Source organism: Desulfotruncus arcticus DSM 17038 (assembly GCF_900113335.1).
GTDB classification, from domain to species: domain Bacteria; phylum Bacillota; class Desulfotomaculia; order Desulfotomaculales; family Desulfallaceae; genus Desulfotruncus; species Desulfotruncus arcticus.
Window position 1 is genome coordinate 85,196 of sequence record NZ_FOOX01000005.1, and the last position, 23,582, is coordinate 108,777.

19 protein-coding genes are annotated in these 23,582 nt (G+C 42.8%); all 19 read right to left on the minus strand.

Annotation, left to right across the window (positions count from 1 at the left end; genetic code table 11):
* Positions 1-32: 32 nt before the first annotated feature.
* Positions 33-275, minus strand: a complete 243-nt coding sequence (gene hfq, locus BM056_RS08430; RefSeq protein WP_092470652.1) for an RNA chaperone Hfq — start codon at positions 273-275, stop codon at positions 33-35.
* A complete protein-coding gene (gene miaA, locus BM056_RS08435; protein WP_238456370.1) occupies positions 257-1,288 on the minus strand; it encodes a tRNA (adenosine(37)-N6)-dimethylallyltransferase MiaA in 1,032 nt (343 codons plus the stop codon). The genes hfq and miaA overlap by 19 nt, the downstream gene beginning before the upstream one ends.
* Complete coding sequence (locus BM056_RS08440; protein ID WP_092470656.1) at positions 1,281-2,084, minus strand: class I SAM-dependent methyltransferase; 804 nt, start codon at positions 2,082-2,084, stop codon at positions 1,281-1,283. Before BM056_RS08440 ends, miaA begins: the two co-directional genes overlap by 8 nt.
* Positions 2,085-2,108: 24 nt before the next feature.
* The gene (gene mutL / locus BM056_RS08445) at positions 2,109-3,968 is read right to left on the minus strand and encodes a DNA mismatch repair endonuclease MutL (RefSeq protein WP_092470658.1); all 1,860 of its coding nucleotides are present in this window, start codon (positions 3,966-3,968) and stop codon (positions 2,109-2,111) included.
* A 7-nt stretch (positions 3,969-3,975) separates the two neighbouring features.
* Positions 3,976-5,328 (minus strand): histone deacetylase family protein, encoded by a 1,353-nt coding sequence (locus BM056_RS08450; protein WP_092470660.1) that lies wholly within the window; start codon positions 5,326-5,328, stop codon positions 3,976-3,978.
* Positions 5,328-7,010 (minus strand): hydantoinase/oxoprolinase family protein, encoded by a 1,683-nt coding sequence (locus tag BM056_RS08455; RefSeq protein ID WP_092470662.1) that lies wholly within the window; start codon positions 7,008-7,010, stop codon positions 5,328-5,330. The genes BM056_RS08450 and BM056_RS08455 overlap by 1 nt, the downstream gene beginning before the upstream one ends.
* 38 nt (positions 7,011-7,048) lie before the next feature.
* Complete coding sequence (gene mutS, locus BM056_RS08460) at positions 7,049-9,682, minus strand: DNA mismatch repair protein MutS (RefSeq protein WP_092470664.1); 2,634 nt, start codon at positions 9,680-9,682, stop codon at positions 7,049-7,051.
* Positions 9,683-9,758: 76 nt separating this feature from the next.
* On the minus strand, positions 9,759-10,139 hold the full coding sequence (locus tag BM056_RS08465; protein WP_092470666.1) for a YlbF/YmcA family competence regulator: 381 nt from the start codon (positions 10,137-10,139) through the stop codon (positions 9,759-9,761).
* 16 nt (positions 10,140-10,155) lie between these two features.
* Entirely contained in the window at positions 10,156-11,499 is a 1,344-nt protein-coding gene (gene miaB, locus BM056_RS08470) for a tRNA (N6-isopentenyl adenosine(37)-C2)-methylthiotransferase MiaB (RefSeq protein ID WP_092470668.1), read from the minus strand.
* Positions 11,500-11,625: 126 nt separating this feature from the next.
* Entirely contained in the window at positions 11,626-12,408 is a 783-nt protein-coding gene (locus BM056_RS08475; protein WP_092470670.1) for an enoyl-CoA hydratase-related protein, read from the minus strand.
* A 28-nt stretch (positions 12,409-12,436) separates the two neighbouring features.
* The gene (locus BM056_RS08480) at positions 12,437-13,285 is read right to left on the minus strand and encodes a 3-hydroxybutyryl-CoA dehydrogenase (protein ID WP_092470672.1); all 849 of its coding nucleotides are present in this window, start codon (positions 13,283-13,285) and stop codon (positions 12,437-12,439) included.
* A gap of 21 nt (positions 13,286-13,306) precedes the next feature.
* Positions 13,307-14,488, minus strand: coding sequence for an acetyl-CoA C-acetyltransferase (locus tag BM056_RS08485; protein WP_092470674.1), 1,182 nt, complete (start codon positions 14,486-14,488; stop codon positions 13,307-13,309).
* 188 nt (positions 14,489-14,676) lie between these two features.
* A complete protein-coding gene (locus BM056_RS08490; protein ID WP_092470675.1) occupies positions 14,677-15,651 on the minus strand; it encodes an electron transfer flavoprotein subunit alpha/FixB family protein in 975 nt (324 codons plus the stop codon).
* A 40-nt stretch (positions 15,652-15,691) separates the two neighbouring features.
* A complete protein-coding gene (locus tag BM056_RS08495) occupies positions 15,692-16,462 on the minus strand; it encodes an electron transfer flavoprotein subunit beta/FixA family protein (protein ID WP_092470677.1) in 771 nt (256 codons plus the stop codon).
* Between the two features lie 247 nt (positions 16,463-16,709).
* On the minus strand, positions 16,710-17,849 hold the full coding sequence (locus tag BM056_RS08500; protein WP_092470679.1) for an acyl-CoA dehydrogenase: 1,140 nt from the start codon (positions 17,847-17,849) through the stop codon (positions 16,710-16,712).
* Between the two features lie 522 nt (positions 17,850-18,371).
* Entirely contained in the window at positions 18,372-19,994 is a 1,623-nt protein-coding gene (locus BM056_RS08505) for an AMP-binding protein (RefSeq protein WP_092470681.1), read from the minus strand.
* Positions 19,995-20,265: 271 nt separating this feature from the next.
* A complete protein-coding gene (locus BM056_RS08510) occupies positions 20,266-21,888 on the minus strand; it encodes an AMP-binding protein (protein ID WP_207648166.1) in 1,623 nt (540 codons plus the stop codon).
* 176 nt (positions 21,889-22,064) lie between these two features.
* Positions 22,065-22,409 (minus strand): hypothetical protein, encoded by a 345-nt coding sequence (locus BM056_RS08515; protein WP_165613439.1) that lies wholly within the window; start codon positions 22,407-22,409, stop codon positions 22,065-22,067.
* A 9-nt stretch (positions 22,410-22,418) separates the two neighbouring features.
* Complete coding sequence (locus BM056_RS08520) at positions 22,419-23,558, minus strand: acyl-CoA dehydrogenase (protein WP_092470686.1); 1,140 nt, start codon at positions 23,556-23,558, stop codon at positions 22,419-22,421.
* Positions 23,559-23,582: the final 24 nt, after the last annotated feature.

Genomic DNA, 23,582 nt, shown 5'->3' on the forward strand with positions numbered 1-23,582 from the left:
ATTTTGATAGACCGTGAGTTGTATGAAAAGGCTTAACCTATTTTAGGTTCAGAAAAAGAAGTATTTACCGGCTTCATAGGACTGACTGTGGAAATAGCATGTTTATAAACCATCATTTGCTTGCCATCGCTTTCCATGATTACCGTAAAATTATCAAATCCTTTAACCATTCCCTTTAACTGAAAGCCATTAACCAAAAAAATAGTAACAGGAATATTATCCTTCCTTACCTGGTTTAAAAAAGCGTCCTGTAAATTTATTTGGGTCTTTGACATATGTTTCCCTCCGTTGGCATTTTTTCTTTTTTCTGTATTTCTGCCCCAACCGTACTACCCCAAAAAAGTTTAACTATATCATCCGCCGTCTGGTCTATTGTATCATAATTCTCCATATCTATCCAATTGATATTACTATATCGTTTAAACCAAGTCAACTGTCGCTTAGCAAATCGCCGCGTGTTTCTTTTTAAAATCTTAACCGCTTCCTCCAGCGAATACTCGTTTAGTAAAAAACCTATAATCTCTTTATAGCCCAAACCCTGCATAGACGTTAGTTCTTTTGGATAACCGGCCTTTAAAAGGTTCGAAACCTCCGCTAAAAGGCCCTGGGCTATCATTTCATCCACACGCATTTCTATTCTTTTGTATAATTTATCACGGTCGTAATATAAACCAGTTAGTAACATATCATATGATTCATATTCATTTTTATATTCACTTCTGGCTACGGAACCGGTTCTACCTGCTTGATGAACAATTTCCAAAGCTCTGATTACCCGTTTCAAATTATTGGGGTGAATACGCTCCGAGGCCTCGGGGTCAGCCTGTTTAAGCATATTATGCACTGTTTCTTTACCTTTTTCTTCTGCTATCTGATGCAGGTAATTTCTGTACTCATGGTCGATTTCAGCAAATCCAAAGTCATAATTATATATCACCGAGTCAATGTAAAAACCGGTCCCGCCTGTTAAGATCGGAATTTTCCCCCTGCCATGTATATGCTTGATTGCCTCCCTGGCAAGTCTTTGAAAGATTTGTACCGAAAACTTATCATCCGGGTCGATAATATCAATTAAATAATGAGGTACTCCCCCCATTTCTTCAGGGGTTGGCTTTGCGGTCCCAATATTCATGTAACGATAAATCAGCATAGAATCAGCTGAAATAATTTCACCGTTTAGCTTTTTGGCAACTTTTACTGCTACCGATGTTTTGCCGGAGGCAGTTGGGCCAGTTATGATCAAAAGAGGTATTTTAGAGTTTTGTTCCATCCGAGTTAACTCAACCATCCTTAATCTTAATTCCGTATCTCACCGAGCTGTTTGCGCCCCCTTGAATCAAATCAAAACCCAGTTTTTTTAATTCATAGCCCCACCTGTTTTCCTTTACAACAACCCTTTTTTTTGCGATTCTCAGAGCTGCAGCAAGCACTTCTTGCGTAATTGGCCTGTGGTCCGCAAGTGGTCTTAAGGCATTAATACCACTCGATTTAGATCTTGGCACTCTAAACATCGGGTCGAAATAAACCACTTCAAAGCTATTATCCGGCAGGTCCTGCAAAATAACCCTGTGGTCACCCCGCAAAACCGTAATCCGGTTCATTGCTCTTAATACAGCATGACCTGTCTTTTTGTATCTTTTTTGAAGTCCGACCCGTACAATGGAAGCCACCAAGGGCGAATTTTCAATCCCCAAAACAAAACCTTCCGGTCCCACAATATAACTTGCAACTATTGCATCAGTTGCCAAACCCAAAGTGCAGTCCAGCAAGCACTGCCCCTGACACAAATCCATTGCTTTAATCATCTGATCATTTTTTCCAGATTTTATTTCCTTTATGCGAATAACAGCCATTGCCGGGTGAAAAAAAAATTCACTTTCCCCGATGATACATACTATCCTAAGGGGTTCCACCACAACAATGCCGTCAGGCTGCCAATTTTCTTTAAGCTCACCAATCGTTTTGGTATCCCTGGCAATATAAGGTATGCCTGTTTCAACGCTTATACGGGCCGCCAATTCATGTTGATTTGATCGTGCACCTAAAGACGTAGTAATAATAAAATTTCTTTCGGAATTAACCATATGTGCTTTTCAAGCATCCTTCCGCTAAGTACGTTTAAACATTGTATCCAGTTCTTGCCGGGAAAAGGAAACTACGGTCGGTCTGCCATGAGGGCAAGTATACGGTTCTTTTGACTTGGCTAACAGATCAATTAGCACCTGCATGGATTGAATAGATAAACTGTCCCCGCCTTTGATAGCCGCCTTACACGCCAATAAAGACGCGATTTTATAGTTTAATTCAGCAGTTCCCAGTTTTCCGGTTTCAACCAATACATCTATCATATCCATAATAATTTGCTGGGCCTCAGCTGCGGAACAATCTGCCGGGATGCCGCGCAGCAGCACGGCATCTCTGCCAAACTCTTCCAAAACAAAGCCCAGTGCTTTAAGTGTCCGGCTGTGCTGCGATAATAATTCCAACTCGTAGTATTTTAAATTAATATTAACGGGAGCCAGCAAATATTGAACTTCAGCATTCCCTTCCTGTAAATTGCTAAAATATTTCTCAAATAAAACCCGTTCATGGGCAGCATGCTGATCAATAATGTACAATGTTGCATCACTGCCGGCAATAATATACATGTTAATAACTTGACCCACTACACGCAATTCGGGAAAGTTGCTGCTTTGGTAATTTAGAACTGCTTCAGCTACTTGCTGTTCCCCGTTATCCTGTTGTGCCGGCTGCACAGGTTTTTCCACAACTTTTATACTATCCTGTTTATAATCGGAGCGATTTTTTAACTCTTCAGCTTTACTGAGATTACCTGATCCGCTGGAAGCGATTAAATGAGATATTGGCTTTGTCTCCGGCTTTGCTTTGATAACAGGGCTTAAATCTAAATGATAGGGTTCTTCCGACGGCGGCAGGCTAACCTTTCCAGGCACAACCCGGCTAAATCCGGGTATCAGATTAACCTCTCCCAGTGCTTTGCGAACTGTGGAAGTAATAATCGATAAAACCTTTTCTTCAGTTTCAATTTTTATTTCCATCTTTGCGGGGTGCACATTAACATCCAGCATACCTGGCGGCATTTTCAGCAAAAGCACCGCTACCGGGTACCGCCCCACGGTCAAAAGCCCGCGATAGCCCTCTTCTATTGCGGCATGTATAGCTAAGTTCCTAACTATCCGCCCGTTAACTGCAGTTGTTATTTGCTGCTTTGAGCTTCGGCTTAATTCCGGTTTACCAATATAGCCTTCTATTTTAATCTCGTTGTCTTCATATTCCAGCGGTATCATTACAGAGGCAACATTAACCCCATAAACTGCGGCAACTGTTTCCAAAAGCTTGGCTGAACCAGGTGACTGAAATACCTGACGCCCGTTATGGGTCAAAAGAAAACCAACACCAGGGTTGATTAATGCCATTTTATAAAGTAGTTCATTAACCAAGCCAATTTCAGTTGCTTTAGATTTTAAGTGTTTTAGCCGGGCTGGCGTATTAAAGAATAATTCTCTAACTGTAACCATCGTTCCTATCCGGCATCCAACAGGACCTTCTTCAATTAACTTACCACCACGTATATTTAGGCAATAACCCTCATTGTTTTCCCGTATTCTTGTTTTTATTAATAAATCTGAAACAGCGGCAATACTTGGAAGTGCCTCCCCCCTAAATCCTAATGTTCCAATTTGGTATAAGTCCCCTGCCGTCTTTATTTTACTGGTGGCATGACGCTGAAAAGCCAGGGGGGCATCCTCCTGGCTAATACCATAACCGTTATCGACCACTGTAATGGATTCTAACCCCCCGCCGGCGATAGCAACAGTAATGTTGCCGGCATCTGCATCCAATGAATTTTCCACCAGTTCTTTGACCACTGATACAGGTCTTTCAACAACTTCACCGGCGGCAATTCTGCAGGCGGTGTTTTCATCCAAAACAATAATTCTTGGCATTACTTTTCTATCCTTCCGTTACCCACTCTTGACCCTTTTTCTTATCGAAAGAGATGCATGTGTCAGTAGATTTATCCTGCATATAGATATAATCAAAATCTTTTTTGCTTTTTGCCTCTTCATATACTTCATAGGCTTCATTTTGGCATGCATTACAAGCTTGGAAAGGTACTGAAACCGCAAAAATTCTAACCGGTTGTTTATAGCCCCTGTCGCCCCGTGACTCAATAATAATATACCCCGGGCAATCCGGACAAACACGAACTTTTTCAAACTGTTCCTCTTCTATATAATCGGTGTCGTAATAGATAAATTTTTTCTTTTGATAGTATTTTCCATTGCCAAATATCTTTTGAATATCTGCTTTATTTTTGTTTTCCCAGGTTTCCAAAAGTTTGTCAACCATTTTTTTAACCTGCGCCATTCTATCCTGATTTTCCTTAAACCTGCCCGGCCAGTAGTCAGGCTCCATTACGTATGAATAATCTTCGCCTGCCAGAGCTAATATGATGGCCAAATTGACGTAAGGTAACGCTGATTCAATGGCGTAACCACCTTCCAGAACAGCAAGATCCGGCTTTAACTTACTGGTAAAATCAGCATAAGCTCTGGCTGTAAAACGCATACTGCCCAGCGGATCGGTATAGTGGTTGTCCTGACCTGCTGAGTTGATAATTATATCCGGTTTAAAATCATTTAGAACCGGTAAGATTAAATTATCTACAACGTATAAAAAAGTCTCATCTGATGTGCCAGGCGGCAGCGGCACATTCAATGTCCTGGCGTAAGCCCCTGGACCACCTAATTCATGAATAAAACCGGTTCCGGGGAAAATAGTTCTGCCATCCTGGTGGAATGATATAAATAACACATCCGGGTCATGGTAAAAAATATCCTGAGTTCCATCGCCATGATGGGCATCCGAATCTACAATGGCAACTCTCTTGATCCCGTGGCGCCGCCGCAGGTATTCTACTAAAATGGCTTCATTATTGATACTGCAGAAACCCCGGTTCCCATGAACCACACGCATAGCGTGATGACCGGGAGGACGCACTAAAGCAAACCCATTTTTAATTTCCTTGTTAACTAAACTATCTCCCATTTGCAAAGTGGAACCAGCAGCTATAAGATGGGCCTCGGTTACTTGACTTTGTACCCGCGGCACACAAAAATGTGTCCTGGCAATATCGTGCAAGGTGGCCAGTCGTGGCGCAAACTCTTTGATTTGGGGTAAATCCATTACACCTTCTTCAAATATTTGGTCACGGGTGTACAATAACCTTTCTTCCCTTTCAGGGTGGGTTGGTGATATGGCCCAGTCAAACGCAGGGAAAAATATTAGCCCGGTTTTTTCCATTAAAATTCACCCCTTGACCCAATATGTCCCATTATGCCCCTTGGAGTCTGCACGCAAATGTCATATATTCTTCCGGTAGTTACCCAGTTACGAACCATAGTAAAAACATCTCTACGAGTTACTTCGGTTTTTTCAATATTCTTTTTAAGCTCATACTTTTCCGCCCGTTTTTTAATCCAGTCATTAGCCAGCGTCAACGCGTCTTCTTCAGTAAAACGCTTTTGGGCAATTTGGCCCTGGAAACCCTCTTCTTCAATGGTATAGTACCCCTGCTCCGTATCTGCTCTTAAACTTACCTGTAAGGTCGGTAAAGCCACAGCCGCCCCAATGGCGTTAGCTACTGGCGCATACGGTGGAATTACGGGATAACAGCCTATTTTTGCCGCTATTTTAGTGATAAAACCCGCTGCACCGCCACCTACTCCAACCACTATACGGGGACGTTCTTTTCTTTTTTGTAATACTTCCCATACTCTATATGCAGGCTCCTGCTCCCATTGCAGGAACATTGCATCAATTTCCTTGATAATTATATCAATAACCAGATTAGTAATGTGATTGGCCACATCGTAACAGCTCATCCCCAGCGGTTTGCCCAAGGATTCCATAACATCCCGCGCCTTATCCTCATTTCCAACGCTGGTCAGGCCAAGCACCCTCAATGCATCCGTAGGAGTAGGCATGGGCCCGCCAAGGCAGTATGGTGCACCCAATCTTTCAGAATAAACAACAATCTCTTTGCCAACCCGTTCAACTATACTGTCACCACCTACGGGCACAGACTTTACCGCCAACGCCCGTACCTGAGTCAGCTGATCGTAAACGGGAGCTCCCTTGGCTGCCAGTAACGGCTGGCCGCTTAAAATAAGAGCTAAATCAGTGGTGGTACCACCGATATCAACAACGACAGATGTTTCCCCGGGAGGAATTAATGCCTGCACACCAAGGGTGCTGGCTGCAGGACCACTAAAGATTGTTTCTATGGGGATACCTGTTTCTTTGCCAAGCGGCATTGTGCCGCCGTCAGCTTTAAGGATAAAAACTGAACCGGTGATACCGCGCCTGACCATTGCTTCCTTGACCGAATCTACAAAATACGAATATTTATCTCTGGTGGCACAAGTCAACATAGTAGAGATGACACGCCGCGGAAAACTCAGCTGTCCCGCTACTTGATGTCCCATCTCAATATGACATTCAGGGCAATACTTTTTAAGTACTTCCACAACTTCAACTTCATGCTTATTATTACGTACTGAAAATTTCCCTACCACTGCTACCTTCTTATAATCCTTGTTAAGCAAATCCACTACAGCGTTTTCTATTTCATCGAATCGTAATGGCATAATCTCCCGTCCCCTGTAATCTATGGCACCGGAAATTATATGAGTATCGGTTTTATACTGATAGTGAACATGGCTCAACCCTGGTCCGGGGATTAAAATAAGGCCTACGGGGTCATATTTTCTCTCTACGATAAGATTAGTAATTAATGTTGTGCTAAAAACCACCCGATCAATTAATTCTGCAGGAACACCTTTCAAAATTTGATCCAGTGCACTTAGCAGAGAAGTAAGTATATCATTGCTGCCAGTAGGCACCTTTGCGGTTGCCCGAACTAATCCATTATCCAGCAATACAGCATCAGTGCAGGTCCCCCCAACATCGATACCGATATACATCAACTCACCCCCAGACCATTTAAACATTCATAAATATTTTAATTCTTCGAGAATATATTAATATCCTTCAATAACTTGTTTTCTATACCATGCTGATTTTCTAATTTTTCCTTCCAGGACGCTATACGATTCAAAGCTTCCATCGGTGTCATTCTAACTGGATCTATCCGGGATAATTCTTCAACAATAGCTTTAGAACTGCAGTTTTTGCAAGATTTTTGATCCTGCCCGGCAGAAATAACTTTTTTATGGCTGTTATGCGTTTTATTTTCTTCAAGCTCTATTAGAAAATTCTTTGCTCTGCTTAAAACTAATTCCGGCAGTCCGGCGAGCTTAGCAACCTGAATGCCATAACTTCTATCAACCTTACCCGGCAGCACTTTGCGCAAAAAAATAATTGTTTCATCTTTTTCCCTAACATCTATGGTGTAGTTGCATATTCCCGGCAGCTCTTCAAGATCTGTCAGTTCGTGGTAATGAGTGGAAAATAGTGTTCTTGCTTTAATTGTATTATGTATGTATTCAACTAGTGCCCTGGCGATGCTTATCCCATCGTAAGTGCTCGTGCCCCTGCCTACTTCATCCATAATTATTAGGCTTTCGGAGGTGGCTTTCTTGACTATCTCAGTACATTCACTCATTTCAACCATAAATGTGCTGCGACCGCCGGCCAAGTCGTCAGCCGCGCCAATGCGGGTAAAAATTTGGTCGACAATGCCGATTTCCGCACTGCTGGCAGGAACAAAACTTCCAATCTGGGCCATTAATGTAATTAAGGCAACCTGACGCATATAGGTGCTCTTACCGGCCATGTTCGGCCCAGTTAATAAAATCAATCTATTTTCCCGGTCCAACCTGGCTTCGTTAGGCACAAATTCACCGGCTCCCATGACCCGTTCTACCACCGGGTGTCGTCCTTCGTTGATAATAATTCTATTGCTGTTATTAACCAGAGGCCGGACATAATTTAAACTTTGCGCAGCTTCTGCCAGAGAAATAAGCACGTCCAACACCGCCAATTTATTTGCCAGCTGCTGGATCATGGGAACTTCTGCACAAACTTTTTGTCTCAACTCGGTAAACAAATCATATTCCAATTGAGTTAAACGATCTTCAGCCCCCATGATTAGTTCTTCATATTCTTTAATTTGAGGTGTAATAAATCTTTCCGCGTTCACAAGGGTTTGCCGCCTGGTATAATATTCCGGTACCAGGTTAAGATTAGATTTAGTCACTTCTATATAATATCCAAAGACCTTATTGTAACCAACTTTCAGGGTTTTAATACCTGTTTTTTCACGTTCTTCCGACTCTATTCTGGCCAACCAGTCTTTACCGCTGCGGCTGGCCTCCCTCAGCCGGTCAACTTCCGGATGGTAGCCACCCCGAATAATGCCCCCATCTCTTACTGAAACTGGAGGTTCATCAGCAATCGCCCGGCTTAAAATATTCATTAAATCTTTCATCTCGTCCAAGGACTGTTCTATTTTAACGATTAACTCAGCTTCACAACTGACAAGAGCCATCTTTATTGATGGAAGTAGATAAAAAGATTTCTTTAAGGCAAGTAGATCCCTTGCATTGGCTGTACCATAAGAAACTTTACTGGCAAGCCGTTCAAGGTCATATACATCCTTTAGGTAGTCCTTAATTCTTTTGCGCAATAAAAGATTTTTGGACAGTTCCTCCACAGCATCAAGGCGCATATTAATCTCATGAACATTTACCAGCGGCTGCTCAACCCAGAGCTTTAATAATCTGCCCCCCATTGCCGTACTGGTATAATCAAGCACCCAAATTAGCGTTCCCCATCTTGTGCCATCCTTAATTGACTTGGTTAATTCGAGGTTGCGACGCGATGAGGAATCAATTTTTAGATATTGATTGGAAAAATACACTTTGGGAGCAGCTAATTGCTGCAAAGTCCTTTTTTGAGTTTCCAGCAAATAATTTAGGATAGCACCTGCAGCACGGACCCCTAGTTTAAGGCTAACAGATTCTTCCTGGACCCAATCAGCTCCAAATTGGTCTTTAATTAGTTTAAGGCAATTCTCATACTTATAATTCTCTTCATCAATTGTTGTAATAACGGCGTTTTTGTTTTGACCCAAATAATTAGTTATAAAACCGGAACTACTGCCTGGAGCTAAAAATTCAGACGGCTGCAGTCTGAAAACTTCATCCATTACTTCAGTCACAGCATTTTCACCGGTGTATTCTGTAAACATAAATAAGCCGGTGGAAACATCAGTATACGCTAACCCAAAACACCCGCTTTCACCTAAGACGGATGCCAAATAGTTGTTTTGTTTATCTTCCAAACACTGGCCTTCTATAACAGTTCCCGGAGTAATAACCCTGATAACCTCTCTTTTAACAAGTCCCTTGACCTCTTTGGGGTCTTCAACTTGCTCACAGACCGCTACCTTGCAACCTTTACTGATCAGTCGGGCAATGTAGGTTTCCGCAGCATGGTGAGGCACACCGCACATGGGTACTTTTTTTCCAGCACCGCCATCTCTTGCCGTAAGGGTGATTTCCAATAATTTAGAGGCATTTACAGCATCCTCAAAAAACATTTCATAAAAATCACCCATACGAAAAAATAAAATACTGTCTTTATACTGCTGTTTAATTTGCAAGTACTGCTGAATCATTGGGGTAAATGACACGAATGCTCCCTCCTGGAGTCATTATAACACAGCGTTAAAAAGAACTAAACCCGACCTTAGGCCGGGTTTTAGTTGCTTAATTACCGCAACCGCTACAACTTGAACAGCAATCGTCGGAACAAGAATGATCATTACCGGAAATTGCCTTGGCTATAATGTTATTAATTTCTTCTAAAATCTTTTCGAAATTCTGCTGGGCGGCGAAAAATTGATAAATTAAGGGGTTGTTCAACATTTTCTTCTCCAGAACTTGTACATCTTCCTTTTGGCTGTCTGTAAGCTGTTCACCTTTCCTCTGAATATCCATATACACTTTTTGCTTTTCGTTGAACTCATTAATAATTTGCTGAGCCTCGTTATCCTGCATCATTGCCATCTCCGCATTTTTCATTTCGGTCAATTCTTTTGATGTTGAAATTTCTTGCCCAAGTTCATAGGCCTTCTCCAAAATAGACATTTTATACCTCCTTTATTTAAAGGGCATTACCCTCACCTTCAAGATGTGTTAAGCTGTAACCAGTAATTTTCAAAGGAAGTATTTTCCCTATTACATCTTTTTCGCCCTTAAAAACTACGATTTTATTCGTTCTGGTTCTGGCACTCAGCAGCTCAGAATTTGTTTTACTGGGACCTTCAACCAGGCATTCCAGCACTTTGCCGACATCTAACTTATTTTTTCCTAAACTAATCTGATTCTGTAACTGTATAATTTCTTGAATGCGTTTACTTTTGACCTCATCAGGTATTTGCTCCTCCATCTTGGCAGCGGGTGTCCCCTCTCTCTTGTTATAAACAAAAGTAAAAGCACTGTCAAATTTTATTTCTTGCATCAACTCAAAAGTATCTCTAAAATCAGCATCGGTTTCACCTGGAAAACCAACCATCACATCTGTGGTCAAAGAGACATCAGGAATCGCTGCCCTTATTCTTGCTACCAGATTAAAATAATCTTCACGGGAGTAACCACGATTCATTTTTTTAAGAATTTTGTTGCTGCCGGCCTGCACTGGTAAATGAATATGTTCACACACTTTGGACAAGCCGGCAATAGTAACTATGAGCTTGTCATTAAAGTCTCTTGGATGTGATGTCATGTAACGAATTCTGTCAACGCTGTCAATTGAGTTGACCCTTGTTAGGAGGTCTGCAAAGTCTATACCTCCTTTTATGTCCTTGCCGAATGAATTAACATTCTGACCAAGCAAAGTAATGTCTTTGTAGCCCTCTTGTCCAAGTTTAGTAATCTCATTAATAATTGTTTCCTGGCTTCTGCTTCTTTCCCGGCCCCTGACGTATGGCACAATACAGTAAGTGCAAAAATTATTGCAGCCCAGCATAATATTTACCCATGCCCTAACACCGGGCACCCTCTTAACTGTAAAATCACATTCTTCCATGCCAGCTTCCTGCCAAACATCAATAACCTGCTGTTTTGTTTCCCGTGCCCTGGTGAGCAAATCTCCCAGTGTATGTAAATTAAAGGTGCCAAAAACAACATCAACATAAGGGAACCTTTGTTTAAGCCGCTTACCTACATGCTCCTGCTGACTCATGCAACCACCAACACCAATAATTAAATCGGGCTTGTTTTTTTTAATTTTCCCCAGCCGGCCCAATAATCCGTATACCTTGTTTTCAGCAGTTTCTCTGACACAGCACGTATTAATAATGATTAAATCTGCCTCGTTAATGTCTTGTACAGGATTATAACCGTTATTCTCCAGGATACCGGCAATTCGTTCAGAATCATGTTCATTCATTTGGCAACCGAAGGTAATAATAAGGTACTTTTTATTCTTAATTTTTTCCGTACTCATGTAAAGTTTCGCTCCATTCAACCCAAAATCTTCTTAATTATAGCGCAAATATATAATAGAAACAAATCTGAGACCCGTTTTAAAAGAAAAACCGGGCAAATGCCCGGTTTTTCTTTATAAGAAACTTTATTGCCCCTTAAATTCGGGTTTCTTTTTGCCCAGAAATGCGCTAATGCCTTCACCCCTGTCATCTGTGGCAAATGAAACGGCAAATAAATCTGCTTCATGAATGAATGCTTTTTCTATATCCATTTCCAATCCTTCGTTGACAGCCTCTTTGGTTAATTGAACCGCTATGGGACCTTTAGCAGCTATCCGCTTGGCCATGCTTTTACAAAAATCAATCAGCTCAGCCGCAGGAACAACGTGGTTGACCAGACCAATGCGCTGCGCGGCTGCTGCATCATAGATATCGGCTGTAAATAAAATTTCTTTGGCCAGGCCGGGATTAACCAGTCTGGTAAGTCTTTGTGTTCCGCCAAAGCCTGCAATAATGCCCAACCCCACCTCGGGCTGTCCCAATTTGGCATTTTCTGATGCAACGCGAATATCACAAGCCATGGAAAGCTCGCAGCCGCCTCCCAAAGCAAAACCATTGACGGCGGCAATAACGGGTTTGTTCAAATTCTCTATTTTACTGAAGACTTTCTGGCCCAGACGGGCAAAGTTTCTGGCTTCAAGCGGCTTCAAAGTCTGCATGAAAGCTATGTCGGCACCGGCAACAAAAGCTTTATCGCCCGCGCCTGTTATAATGACAACTCTTACTTCGCCATCTGCACTTAGCTGTTCCATAGCCGCATCAATTTCTTTTAAAGTGTCGCCATTCAATGCGTTGAGTACCTTGGGCCTGTTTATGGTCAAGATAGCGATATTACCGTCTTTTTCTAGCAAAATATTTTCAAAAGACATGATATCCCTCCTAATTCTGCTACTAGAACTAATAAACGTAAAAGCCTCTACCGGACTTTCTGCCATACCAGCCGGCGGCAACATATTTGCGAAGCAGCGGGCACGGGCGATATTTACTGTCACCAAAGCCCTCATAAAGCACTTCCATGATATAAAGGCAGGTATCAAGACCAATTAAGTCGGCCAAAGCCAGGGGCCCCATTGGATGGTTCATACCCAATTTCATTACCTGGTCAACTGCCTCAGGTGTCGCAATGCCCTCATAAACGCAATAAATCGCCTCATTAATCATTGGGATCAGCACACGGTTACTGACAAACCCGGGGGCGTCGTTAACTTCTACCGGTACCTTGCTCATTTGTTCGCTCAGTTCCTTGACAGTGTTATACGTTTCGTCATTTGTAGCCAGACCCCTGATAATTTCCACCAGCTTCATTACCGGAACCGGATTCATAAAATGCATGCCGATAACTTTTCCCGGACGTTTGGTCACTGCGGCAATTTCAGTAATCGGCAGTGATGATGTATTAGTCGCCAAAATAGCGTGCTCAGGGCAAATATTATCTAAATCTTTAAATATTCTGCCTTTAATTTCCATATTTTCAATTGCTGCTTCTACTACGAGATCCACATCCCCTGCGTCCTGCAAACTGGTTGAGGGAGTGATTAATTTCAAAATGCTATCCTTTTTAACCTCATCAATACGCCCTTTGCTGACATCACGGCTTAAGTTTTTTTCAATAATACCCAGGCCACGGCTTACAAACTCGTCTTTAATATCATTCAGTACTACCTGAATACCGGCCACTGCCGCCACCTGAGCAATACCGGAGCCCATTTGACCGGCCCCAATAACCATAATTTTTTTAACTTCCACCTGTTACCCCTCCATCTCTATTTATATATTTTCAACTACTAAGGCCGTACCCTGTCCTCCACCGATGCAAAGGGTGGCCAGACCATATTTGCTGTTGCGACGTTTCATCTCGTGCAACAACGTCACAAGTATCCTGGTGCCGCTGCAGCCAATCGGGTGACCAATTGCAATTGCTCCACCATTGACATTGGTTATCTCTGTCGGAAGTTCCAGTTGTTTCACTACCGCCAGGGCCTGGGCTGCAAATGCCTCATTAGCCTCAATCAGGTTTAAATCCGCCACGGTAAGTCCTGCCTTGGCCAGCGCCTTTTTAGTGGCAGGGATGGGGCCTAATCCCATATAAGCAGGATCGACACCTGCTGACGCAGCAGCCCTGATTGTGAATAAAGGTTTTAACCCCAGTTCCTTGGCTTTATCAGCCGACATTACAACTACGGCAGCCGCAGCGTCATTAATGCCGGAAGCATTACCTGCAGTAACCGTACCGTCTTTTTTAAAGGCAGGCTTCAATTTGGCCAGCGCCTCAACAGTTGTCCCGCGACGGGGAAACTCATCCGTATCAAAGTATACCGGCTCGCCTTTTTTGGACGGCAATTCGATGGGCAATATCTCTTCCTTAAAACGACCTTCATCAATTGCCGCGACGGCCTTTTGCTGGCTGCCGGCCGCAAAAATGTCCTGCTCTTCACGGGTAATACCATATTTCTCTGCTATATTTTCAGCGGTTATTCCCATATGTACATCATTAAATGCACACCATAAGCCGTCCTTAATCATAGCATCTACAAGTTTGGAATCACCCATTCTGTAGCCCCAGCGACCTTTTTCAATTACGTAAGGCGCTGCCGACATGTTTTCAAAGCCTCCGGCAACAATAACATCAGCTTCACCCGCGGCTACCAGTTGAGCTGCTAAACCAACTGTCTTCAGCCCTGATCCACAAACCTTATTTAAAGTCCAGGCCGGAACTTCATGGGGAAGGCCGGCCATGATAGATGCCTGGCGTGCAGGGTTCTGCCCCAATCCCGCTTGTAAAACGTTACCCATGATAACTTCTTCAACCTGACCTGGTTCTACAGCGGCCCTGCTTAGAGCTTCGGCAATAACCTTTGCTCCCAATTGAGCGGCAGGAATGGCTGTCAATGAGCCGCCGTATTTACCCACTGCAGTACGTACCGAGCTGACAATAACGGCTTCACGCATAAAAATTCCTCCTTAATTAATAAATGGCAAAAGCAGGCAATACTTTCCCTCCAAGCACCACCCGTTTTAAAGTTAATATCAAAACCGGCGCTTATACCGATCTTAACGCTTTTCTTATATCTAAATAGCTAATTAATATGATTGGAGTGCGGCAACCACCGCACTCCACAGGTAATATTTAGTTTTAGTTAAGCCATAACTTTCTTTAGTTCTTCAGTTAAAATGGGAACCACTTCAAACAAATCACCGACGATACCATAATCGGCAACTTTAAAGATATTAGCCTCTTCATCTTTATTAATGGCAACAATGCACTTGGCAGAGCTCATACCGGCAAGGTGTTGGATGGCGCCTGAAATACCGCAGGCAATGTAAAGCACAGGTGAAACTGTTTTACCGGTCTGGCCAACCTGGAAGCTGTGGGAAACCCAACCGGCGTCAACTGCCGCCCTGGAAGCACCAACGGCAGCGCCAACTACATCGGCTAAATCTTCGAGAAGCTTAAAGTTTTCCGGCCCTTTCATACCCCGGCCACCACTGACAATTATGTCGGCCTCGGTAAGTTCAGGACGCTCGGATACCTGGCGAATGATATCCTTAATTACCTGGCGAATATCACCAGCACCTGACTCAACACTAATAACTTCAGCCTGTTTGGCATTTTCCACTGCAGCAAAGGTGTTCGGGCGGATAGTTGCCATCGTGGGGCGCGCTTCAGGGCAGGCAGCCTTGACAATAGTTTTACCGGCATAAATAGGACGGGTGAAAACCAATTGTCCATCTGCAACTTCCATTCCCGTGCAATCCGTCATTAGGCCGGTTTCTAACCGCTGGGCAACCTGTGCCGACAAATCACGGCCAGTAACTGTGCAACCCAACAATAACGCACTGGGTTCATATTTTTTAACCAGATCGGAAACCGCATTAGTATACCCGTCTGTGGTATAGTTTTCAAGCGCATCGTTATCAACAACATAAATCTTATCAGGGCCGTACGCGCTGATAGCTTCAGTTAAACCGGACACATTTTTCCCAACTAAAACCGCACATAATTCTTCACCTAGTTGATCAGCGACTTTACGTCCCTCACTAAGCAATTCAAAAGAAACTTTTTTAACTTGTCCTTCACGCTGTTCGGCAAATACCCAAATGCCTTTAGCCATAATTATCTATTCCCTCCTTCAATATGAGTACTGTTTTTGCTTAGATGACTTTTGCCTCTTCACGCAAGAGCCTGGCAAGTTCTTTGGCAGCTTCTGCAGCTTCACCGGGAATAACCTTGCCCGCCTGACGCGCTTCCGGCAGCGAGAAGGAAAGTGCCTTCACTTTAGCAGCAATTTGGCTTTCATCCAAACCAACATCAGCCAGCGTCTTTTTATCCATGGGCTTTTTCTTGGCTTTCATAATCCCTTTCATAGAAGGATAACGTGGTTCATTAAGGCCTTTTTGGGCTGTAAAAGCAGCCGGCAGTGCAACCTCAATTACCTCGCTACCACCTTCAACTTCCCGGGTGGCAAGAGCATTTCCGCCCTCAATTTCCAACTTGGTAATAACATTAACCACCGGAATGTTTAATAATTCGGCAACCCTGCCGACTACCTGAGCGGAACCGTCGTCAACAGCCCTAAAACCACCTAAAATAATATCATACTCCATGCCGCCGATAGCCTTAGCAAGTACGGTTGCAGTTGAATACTCATCCATTTCACCTGCACCGGGATCAACCAATACTGCTTTATCGGCGCCCATCGCCAGCGCTTGTCTTAGCGCATCCTGGGTTTGCTGCCCCCCTACGCTAACTACAGTTACTTCGCCTTCTCCTTTTTCCTTAATCCGTAAAGCTTCTTCAACAGCAAATTCATCATAGGGGTTCATAATCATACTAACCCCTTTACTTTCGATTTTACCGTTGCTGTCCAGTGTAATCTTAGCTTCCGTGTCAAACGTTTGTTTTAGGCAAACTAGGATTTTCATACGCTTCCTCCTTTGCTGTAATTATATTAGATTTAATTTACGGGCTTCTTTGGTAATTCAGCCCGGAAATCTGGGTGGACAATGGCGATTAGAGCTTTTCCCCTTTGTTTAACTGTTTTTCTTCACAAATTCGGCATAACATATCGCTTCTGCAGGAGCCAAGCCGCCATACCGTCTGTAACATTTCTTTATTGATGCCTAAATCCCTTTTATCCAATATGCACCTGACATGACTTTGGTTTTATTGTTATTTTAAAACATTTGCCGCTATAACAATGCGCTGCACTTCACTGGTACCTTCATAAATCTCCGTTATTTTTGCGTCGCGCATCATACGTTCCACCGGGTATTCCCTGGTATAACCATAACCACCAAATATCTGCACAGCCTTGGTTGTTACCCACATCGCACATTCTGAGGCATATAATTTAGCCATCGCCGATTCTTTACTGTAAGGCTGGCCGTTATCTTTCAAATAAGCTGCGCGATAAACAAGAAGTCTGGCAGCATCAATACGGGTAGCCATATCAGCCAACATCCATTGTATACCCTGAAAGGAACTAATTGATTTACCAAACTGCTCCCTGATTTTGCTGTATTTAACCGCTTCGTCAAAGGCTCCTTGCGCAATTCCCAACGCCTGGGAGGCAATCCCTATTCTTCCGCCATCCAGTGTCATTAAAGCAATTTTAAAACCTTTGCCGTCTTCCCCAAGCATGTTTTCCTTAGGCACCCGGCAGTTTTCAAATACCAGCTCATAAGTTGAAGAAGCCCTGATTCCCATTTTGTGTTCTTTTTTACCAAAGGTAAATCCAGGAGTCCCCTTTTCTACGATAAATGCAGAAGTTCCTTTACTGCCTTTGGTCTTATCAGTACAAGCGATAACCACATATATGTCAGCCTTTTCCCCATTGGTAATAAAGATTTTACTTCCGTTTAAAATATATTCATCACCGTCGGGCACAGCGGTTGTTTTTACAGAGCCGGCATCAGATCCAGCTGCGGGTTCAGTTAAACCAAGTGCTCCAATTTTTTCACCATTGGCAAGAGGCTCAATATATTTATGCTTTTGCTCCTCTGTACCAAAATAATAAATCGGCCAGGAACACAAAGAGGTATGGGCTGAAATCAACACGCCTGTAGATGCACATACCCTGGATAATTCTTCAACAGCTATAGCATAAGAAAGATTGTCCATCCCGGCTCCGCCGTATTCCTCTGGAAATGGAATACCGGTAAGACCCATTTCGGCCATCTGATCCCATAAAGAATAATCAAATTCCTCGGCTTCATCCATCGGCCCAGCTTTGGGAGCAACTTCCTTTTCCGCAAAATCCCGTACTGTTTTGCGAATCATTTCCTGTTCTTCTGATAATTTAAAAATCAAAACTTACTCCTCCTTTTAGTTGGCTGGGGTTTGTATTATCTTAAAAACAAGTGAAACATCCCCATCAATTTTATCACATGATTTTGCAAAAAACATACCAACCTGCAACTAATTCTGTAAACAGCGGAATAAGTTTTTTAACAAGCTTTAAGACCGGGCCTTTTAATACGGGAACCCATCCCGCTACTTTTATATGTCTACAATAATGGACAAGTGTACGGGGGCATCACCCCTTCGTTCTTTTCTTCGACATTCGCCACCCCAAAACTGATTGAACGTTCAGTCAGTTTATATTATTAAGTTATTTCAACTTTGGATTATCGTCAATACTTTTTGCTTAAAAATTTTCATTTGCTAAAAATTTCAGTGCTCCCACTTATCCCTTGGCTGCTGGTTGTCTCTCCTGAAAATTTTAACGTTACAAGACAGAACTTCTTTCAACCCATCGGCCCGGCAAACATGCCTGCATACATAGAAAAAGGCTGCTGTTTTATTAAACAGCAGCCTTTAATATGACGACGTTTATTTCTTAGCCCATTCTTTTTCGCGCAACTCAATGCGGCGGATCTTACCACTGATTGTTTTAGGGAGAGCTTCAACAAATTCAATTTTACGCGGGTACTTATATGGTGCAGTAACTTTCTTAACATAATCCTGCAGTTCTTTAACTAACTCATCCGAGCCCTGGTAACCCGGTGCCAGAATTACAAATGCCTTAACCACTTCACCACGAACTTCATCCGGGCTGGATACAACGGCTGACTCAGCAACAGCCGGGTGTTCAATCAATGCGCTTTCAACTTCAAAAGGCCCGATACGATAGCCGGACGCGAGAATTACATCGTCAGCGCGGCCAACGAACCACATATAGCCATCCTCATCTTTAACGGCACGGTCACCGGTTATATACCAGTTACCTCTGTAAGATGAAGCTGTTTTATCGGGATTTTTCCAATATTCCTTAAACAAACCAACAGGCCTTTCAGGTACTACTTTAATAGCGATATCGCCTTCCTGACCTCTGGGCAGAATGTTACCTTCATCGTCAACAACTTCAATTATAAAGCCGGGAGACGGTTTGCCCATCGAACCGGCTCTTACTTCCAAGCACGGGAACGTACCACATAGACATACAGTTTCGGTTTGTCCATAGCCATCCCTGATTTTTAAACCAGTAAACTTTTCCCAGGTATCAATGATTTCAGGATTTAGCGGTTCCCCGGCGGCTACAACATGGCGCAATGCTTTAAATTGATACTTGGACAAATCTTCCAGGACAAACATACGGTATGCCGTAGGAGGACCACAAAGTGTTGTTACTGGGTATTTCTCTAAATTTGTAAGAGTTTTCTTAATATCGAACCGCGGAGTGTGATGAACAAATAACGCAGCACCACAATTAAAAGGTCCGAAAACGCTACTCCAGGCAGCTTTAGCCCAACCGGTATCGGAAAGATTCCAGTGCAAATCATCCGGAGTTAAATCAAGCCAGTATTTACCGGTAATCTGGTGCCCAATCCCGTAGCTGGCCTGGGTGTGTACAGTCATTTTGGGATACCCTGTAGTCCCGGAAGTAAAATATAAAATAGCGTTATCGTCTGAGCGCGTATTCGCAGCTTCAAACTGATCTGAAGCACCACTAATAAGATCTTCGTAATTACTCCAGCCTTCCCTGTTGGAACCAACCAAAATAAAGCTTTTCACACTAGGGCATTCATTGCGTACCTCGTCCACTTTGGGGGCGATATCCTCGTCGGTTATTACACAAACCGCCTCAGAAGATTCAAACCGGTACTTTAAGTCTTTAGCCGTTAATTGAGTGGTCCCGGGGCTAATTACGGCACCCATCCGCAGGCAAGCGGCATTAATTTCCCACCATTCAAGCAACCTGGGCATTACTACTACAACAACATCACCCTTTTTAACCCCTTGTTCAGCCAGAACGTTACATAATTGGCGGGACCTTTGACATAGGCCGGCGTATGTCTGCTTAACTTCATTATCATTATCATCAACCCACCAGATAGCAAGCTTATCGGAGTCTTGTGCCCACTTGTCCAGGACATCTCTGGAGAAATTGAAATATTCGGGTACATCCCACTTAAATTCCGCGTAAGTCTTATCATAATCCAGCATATTTCCCATGATTATCCTCCTTTTAATAGTAGATTTAATACTGAGAACATAGTTTTTATATTCCCTCTTTTCGCTATTGTCTCTATTGCAAAAAATTAGCCACTATTCAGAAAACTACAAAAGTCAGCAATTACCGCATACATGGAGCCTCGCCAAAGCCATTTTATATTGTTATACAAAGCTAATGTTTACGAAAAATACATTTAGTTTATAAATAATTAAGCAATAATCAAAAACGCAAAAAGTGTAAACAATTGTTTATATGTTGACATAAAAACCATTAAGCTGTTTCAATTTCTGCGTCTTCTTCCCGGCCAAGTTCCTTAATCGCTATATCGCGCAGTTTATATTTCTGAATTTTACCACTGGCTGTAGTAGGGTACTCATTAATAAACATTATAAACGCAGGAATTTTATGTCTGGCAATTTTACCCTTGCAAAACTCTTTAATATCATCTTCACTGATTGTTTCGCCAGGTTTAATTTGGATAAAAGCCATTACTTCCTCACCATATTTCCTGCTTGGAACACCGACCACCTGCACATCTTTTATCTGTGGATGGGTATATAAAAATTCTTCAACCTCGCGCGGATAGATGTTTTCACCGCCACGAATAATCATGTCCTTTAACCTGCCGGTTATCTTACAGTAACCGTTTTCATCCATAACAGCCAGGTCCCCCGTATGCAGCCATTGATCGTTGTCAATCGCCTGGGCAGTGGCTTCCGGCATATTGTAATATCCTTTCATAACGTGGTATCCCCGGGTGCACAACTCTCCCTGAACACCAAACGGCAGATCTTCTCCTGTTTCCGGGTTAACAATTTTAACTTCAACATTGGATAATGCCCTGCCTACAGTACTAACCCTCAATTCAATGGGATCGGAGGACCTGGTCATGGTAATACCCGGAGAAGCTTCCGTTTGGCCGTAAGTAATGCAAATCTCGCTTGCCCCCATTTTGTTTACAACTGCCTTCATAATTTCAATGGGGCAAGGGGCGCCGGCCATAACCCCCGTACGCAAAGTAGAGGTATCATAAGTATTTTTTTCCATTTCCTCCAATTCAGCTATAAACATGGTGGGCACTCCATGAACAGCCGTACACTTACACTCCTGTATCGTATTTAACACTGCTTTAGCGTTAAATGATTCCACTGGTGCCATAGTTGCACCTGAAACAAGGCAAACCAACGTGCCTATTACGCAGCCAAAACAATGGAAAAATGGTACCGGAATGCAAAGGCAGTCATTTGGGGTGAAATTTTGACATTCCGCCATGCTTTGCGCGTTGCCAATAATATTGGTATGAGTAAGCATGACACCCTTGGGAAAACCCGTAGTGCCGGATGTATACTGCATATTAATAACATCATCGGGGTGTAAAGACGATTCCCTGCCAAATAATTTTTCATCCTTGGTTGCCTTGCTCAACTCCGCCAAATCATCCCAGTTGTACATTCCGGGCAGCTTCTCACTGCCAATGTAAATAACATTTTTTAACTTGGGCAGTTTTGCTGAATTTAATTTACCTGGTTCACAGTTGTTTAATTCCGGACATAGTTCGTACATTATATCAACATACTCATTTGGTTGTTTGATACCATTAACCAGAATAATTGTGGTTGAATCTGATTGTTTTAATAAATATTCAAGCTCAAAAGAGCGATAATTTGTATTAACCGTAACCAGCACAGCACCCATTTTAGCGCTGCCGAATTGGGCATAAATCCATTCCGGAACATTGTTGGCCCAGATCGAAATATTTTCACCTTTTTGGATACCCAAAGCCATTAATCCCTTGGCAACCTGGTTGCAAACATCTTTAAATTGTTTGTAATTCAAGTTGATCTCTTTTTGAGGATACATAACCGCCGGCATGTCTCCAAGATTATCTGCCATTAAATTTACAAGCTGCCCAATAGTAACTTTCCCTATTTCATAATCTGGCGCTTTCACTAAGTGACCTCCTTTATTTATTTGATTTAGAATAATCTGTCTGTTTATAATATTCTGAAATATTTTTGAAAAACCTTTTTTTTGTCCAATTCTTTCTTTAATTTTTAAGCACATCACCCCTACCTTAGAAGCTTAAAACCTTGCTCTTCTTTGCAAACCCTGCCTCTTTTTTCCATTTCATTTACTATTCCGGCAACAACCTCCAAAGGCATACCAAAATGTTCAGCAATGCCGGCCAAAGTATGCATACGTTTTGATAGCAACCACACAATTGCCTCTTGGGCTAAATTTTTTTGACTCCGGCTGAGAATCCCCGTTAAAGGTATGTAGTTTTCCTTATGTTTGCGGATTCCACCCATTTTATCACCTGCCGTATGTCGGGTTGGGCGGCACTGGTTATGAGTTCCGGTGCCGCAACTACCCTGAAAATTGTGCTTCGAGGGCCGGTGTTCCATAAATTTCAACAGTACGTGTTAACAGCCTAATTGCCTGGCTATAACCAATCTTTGAACTTCAGAGGTTCCCTCTCCAATTTCCAGTAGTTTGGCGTCCCGCATATACCTTTCCACTGGAAACTCCCTCATATAACCATATCCGCCGTGTATCTGAATCGCTTCTAACGCCGCCCTGGTAGCCATTTCAGATGCAAATAGCTTAGCCATTGCTGCTTCTTTACTGTAAGGCTGATCATGATCCTTTAGCCATGCCGCTTTTAAGTAGATTAATCTCGCTAATTCTATATTAGTTGCCATATCGGCAAGCTTAAACTGGATAGCTTGAAATTTTGAAATACTTCTCCCAAACTGCACCCGTTCCTGTGCATATTTCACAGAAGCATCAAGGCTTGCCTGCGCCAATCCGACTGCCATCGCGGCTATGGCAATCCTTCCTCCATCAAGCACCTTCAAGAATTGTTTAAAACCCTCGTTGATTTTTCCAACTAAATTGTTTTTAGGTACACGAACATTATCAAAGAAAAGCTCCGTTGTATTTGAGCCATGTAAACCCATTTTTTCGTAGCCTGCTCTAATTGTAAAACCGGCAGTATCTGTAGGAACAATTACGGCCGTGATCCCTTTTTTACCTTTTGTTTTATCAGTTAATGCTGTTATAGTGACATACTTGGCGTAGCTTGCATTAGTAATAAAACACTTGCTGCCATTAATTACCCATTCATCTCCATCCAGCTCTGCGGTCGTTTTTGTACCTCCTGCATCTGACCCGGCCTCCGGTTCTGTAAGTCCAAAAGAACCAAGACATTCTCCCCGGCACAGTGGAGCTAAATACTCTTTCTTTTGCTCCTCCGTACCGAAAAGAAAAATTGGCATGCAGCCCAGGGATATATGAGCTTCATATGTTAGTCCGGTTGAACCGCATCCGCGAGTGATTTCTTCCACTGCCAAACAGTAACTTGTATAATCAGCACCTGCTCCCCCGTACTCCTCCGGAAAAGGCAACCCCATAAGATCCATCTCTGCCATTTTATTTACAATATCTAAAGGGAATTGTCCTGATTTATCAATTTCTGAAGCCCGCGGGACAATTTCTTGTTCTGCAAAATCCCTTACAACATCTCTGATCATTTTTTGGTCTTTAGTTAAGTAAAAGTCCACGTCTTCCCCCTCCTTTTGGCCGAA

Bases quoted from the DNA above. Each gene is read 5' to 3' on its own strand.
- BM056_RS08490 (WP_092470675.1), bottom strand. From the start codon at position 15,651: ATGGCTAAAGGCATTTGGGTATTTGCCGAACAGCGTGAAGGACAAGTT.
- BM056_RS08485 (WP_092470674.1), bottom strand. From the start codon at position 14,488: ATGCGTGAAGCCGTTATTGTCAGCTCGGTACGTACTGCAGTGGGTAAA.
- hfq (WP_092470652.1), bottom strand. From the start codon at position 275: ATGTCAAAGACCCAAATAAATTTACAGGACGCTTTTTTAAACCAGGTA.
- BM056_RS08450 (WP_092470660.1), bottom strand. From the start codon at position 5,328: ATGGAAAAAACCGGGCTAATATTTTTCCCTGCGTTTGACTGGGCCATA.
- BM056_RS08495 (WP_092470677.1), bottom strand. From the start codon at position 16,462: ATGAAAATCCTAGTTTGCCTAAAACAAACGTTTGACACGGAAGCTAAG.
- miaA (WP_238456370.1), bottom strand. From the start codon at position 1,288: ATGGTTGAGTTAACTCGGATGGAACAAAACTCTAAAATACCTCTTTTG.
- BM056_RS08510 (WP_207648166.1), bottom strand. From the start codon at position 21,888: ATGGCAGATAATCTTGGAGACATGCCGGCGGTTATGTATCCTCAAAAA.
- BM056_RS08505 (WP_092470681.1), bottom strand. From the start codon at position 19,994: ATGGGAAATATGCTGGATTATGATAAGACTTACGCGGAATTTAAGTGG.
- BM056_RS08465 (WP_092470666.1), bottom strand. From the start codon at position 10,139: ATGTCTATTTTGGAGAAGGCCTATGAACTTGGGCAAGAAATTTCAACA.
- BM056_RS08440 (WP_092470656.1), bottom strand. From the start codon at position 2,084: ATGGTTAATTCCGAAAGAAATTTTATTATTACTACGTCTTTAGGTGCA.
- BM056_RS08475 (WP_092470670.1), bottom strand. From the start codon at position 12,408: ATGTCTTTTGAAAATATTTTGCTAGAAAAAGACGGTAATATCGCTATC.
- BM056_RS08455 (WP_092470662.1), bottom strand. From the start codon at position 7,010: ATGTATATCGGTATCGATGTTGGGGGGACCTGCACTGATGCTGTATTG.
- mutL (WP_092470658.1), bottom strand. From the start codon at position 3,968: ATGCCAAGAATTATTGTTTTGGATGAAAACACCGCCTGCAGAATTGCC.
- miaB (WP_092470668.1), bottom strand. From the start codon at position 11,499: ATGAGTACGGAAAAAATTAAGAATAAAAAGTACCTTATTATTACCTTC.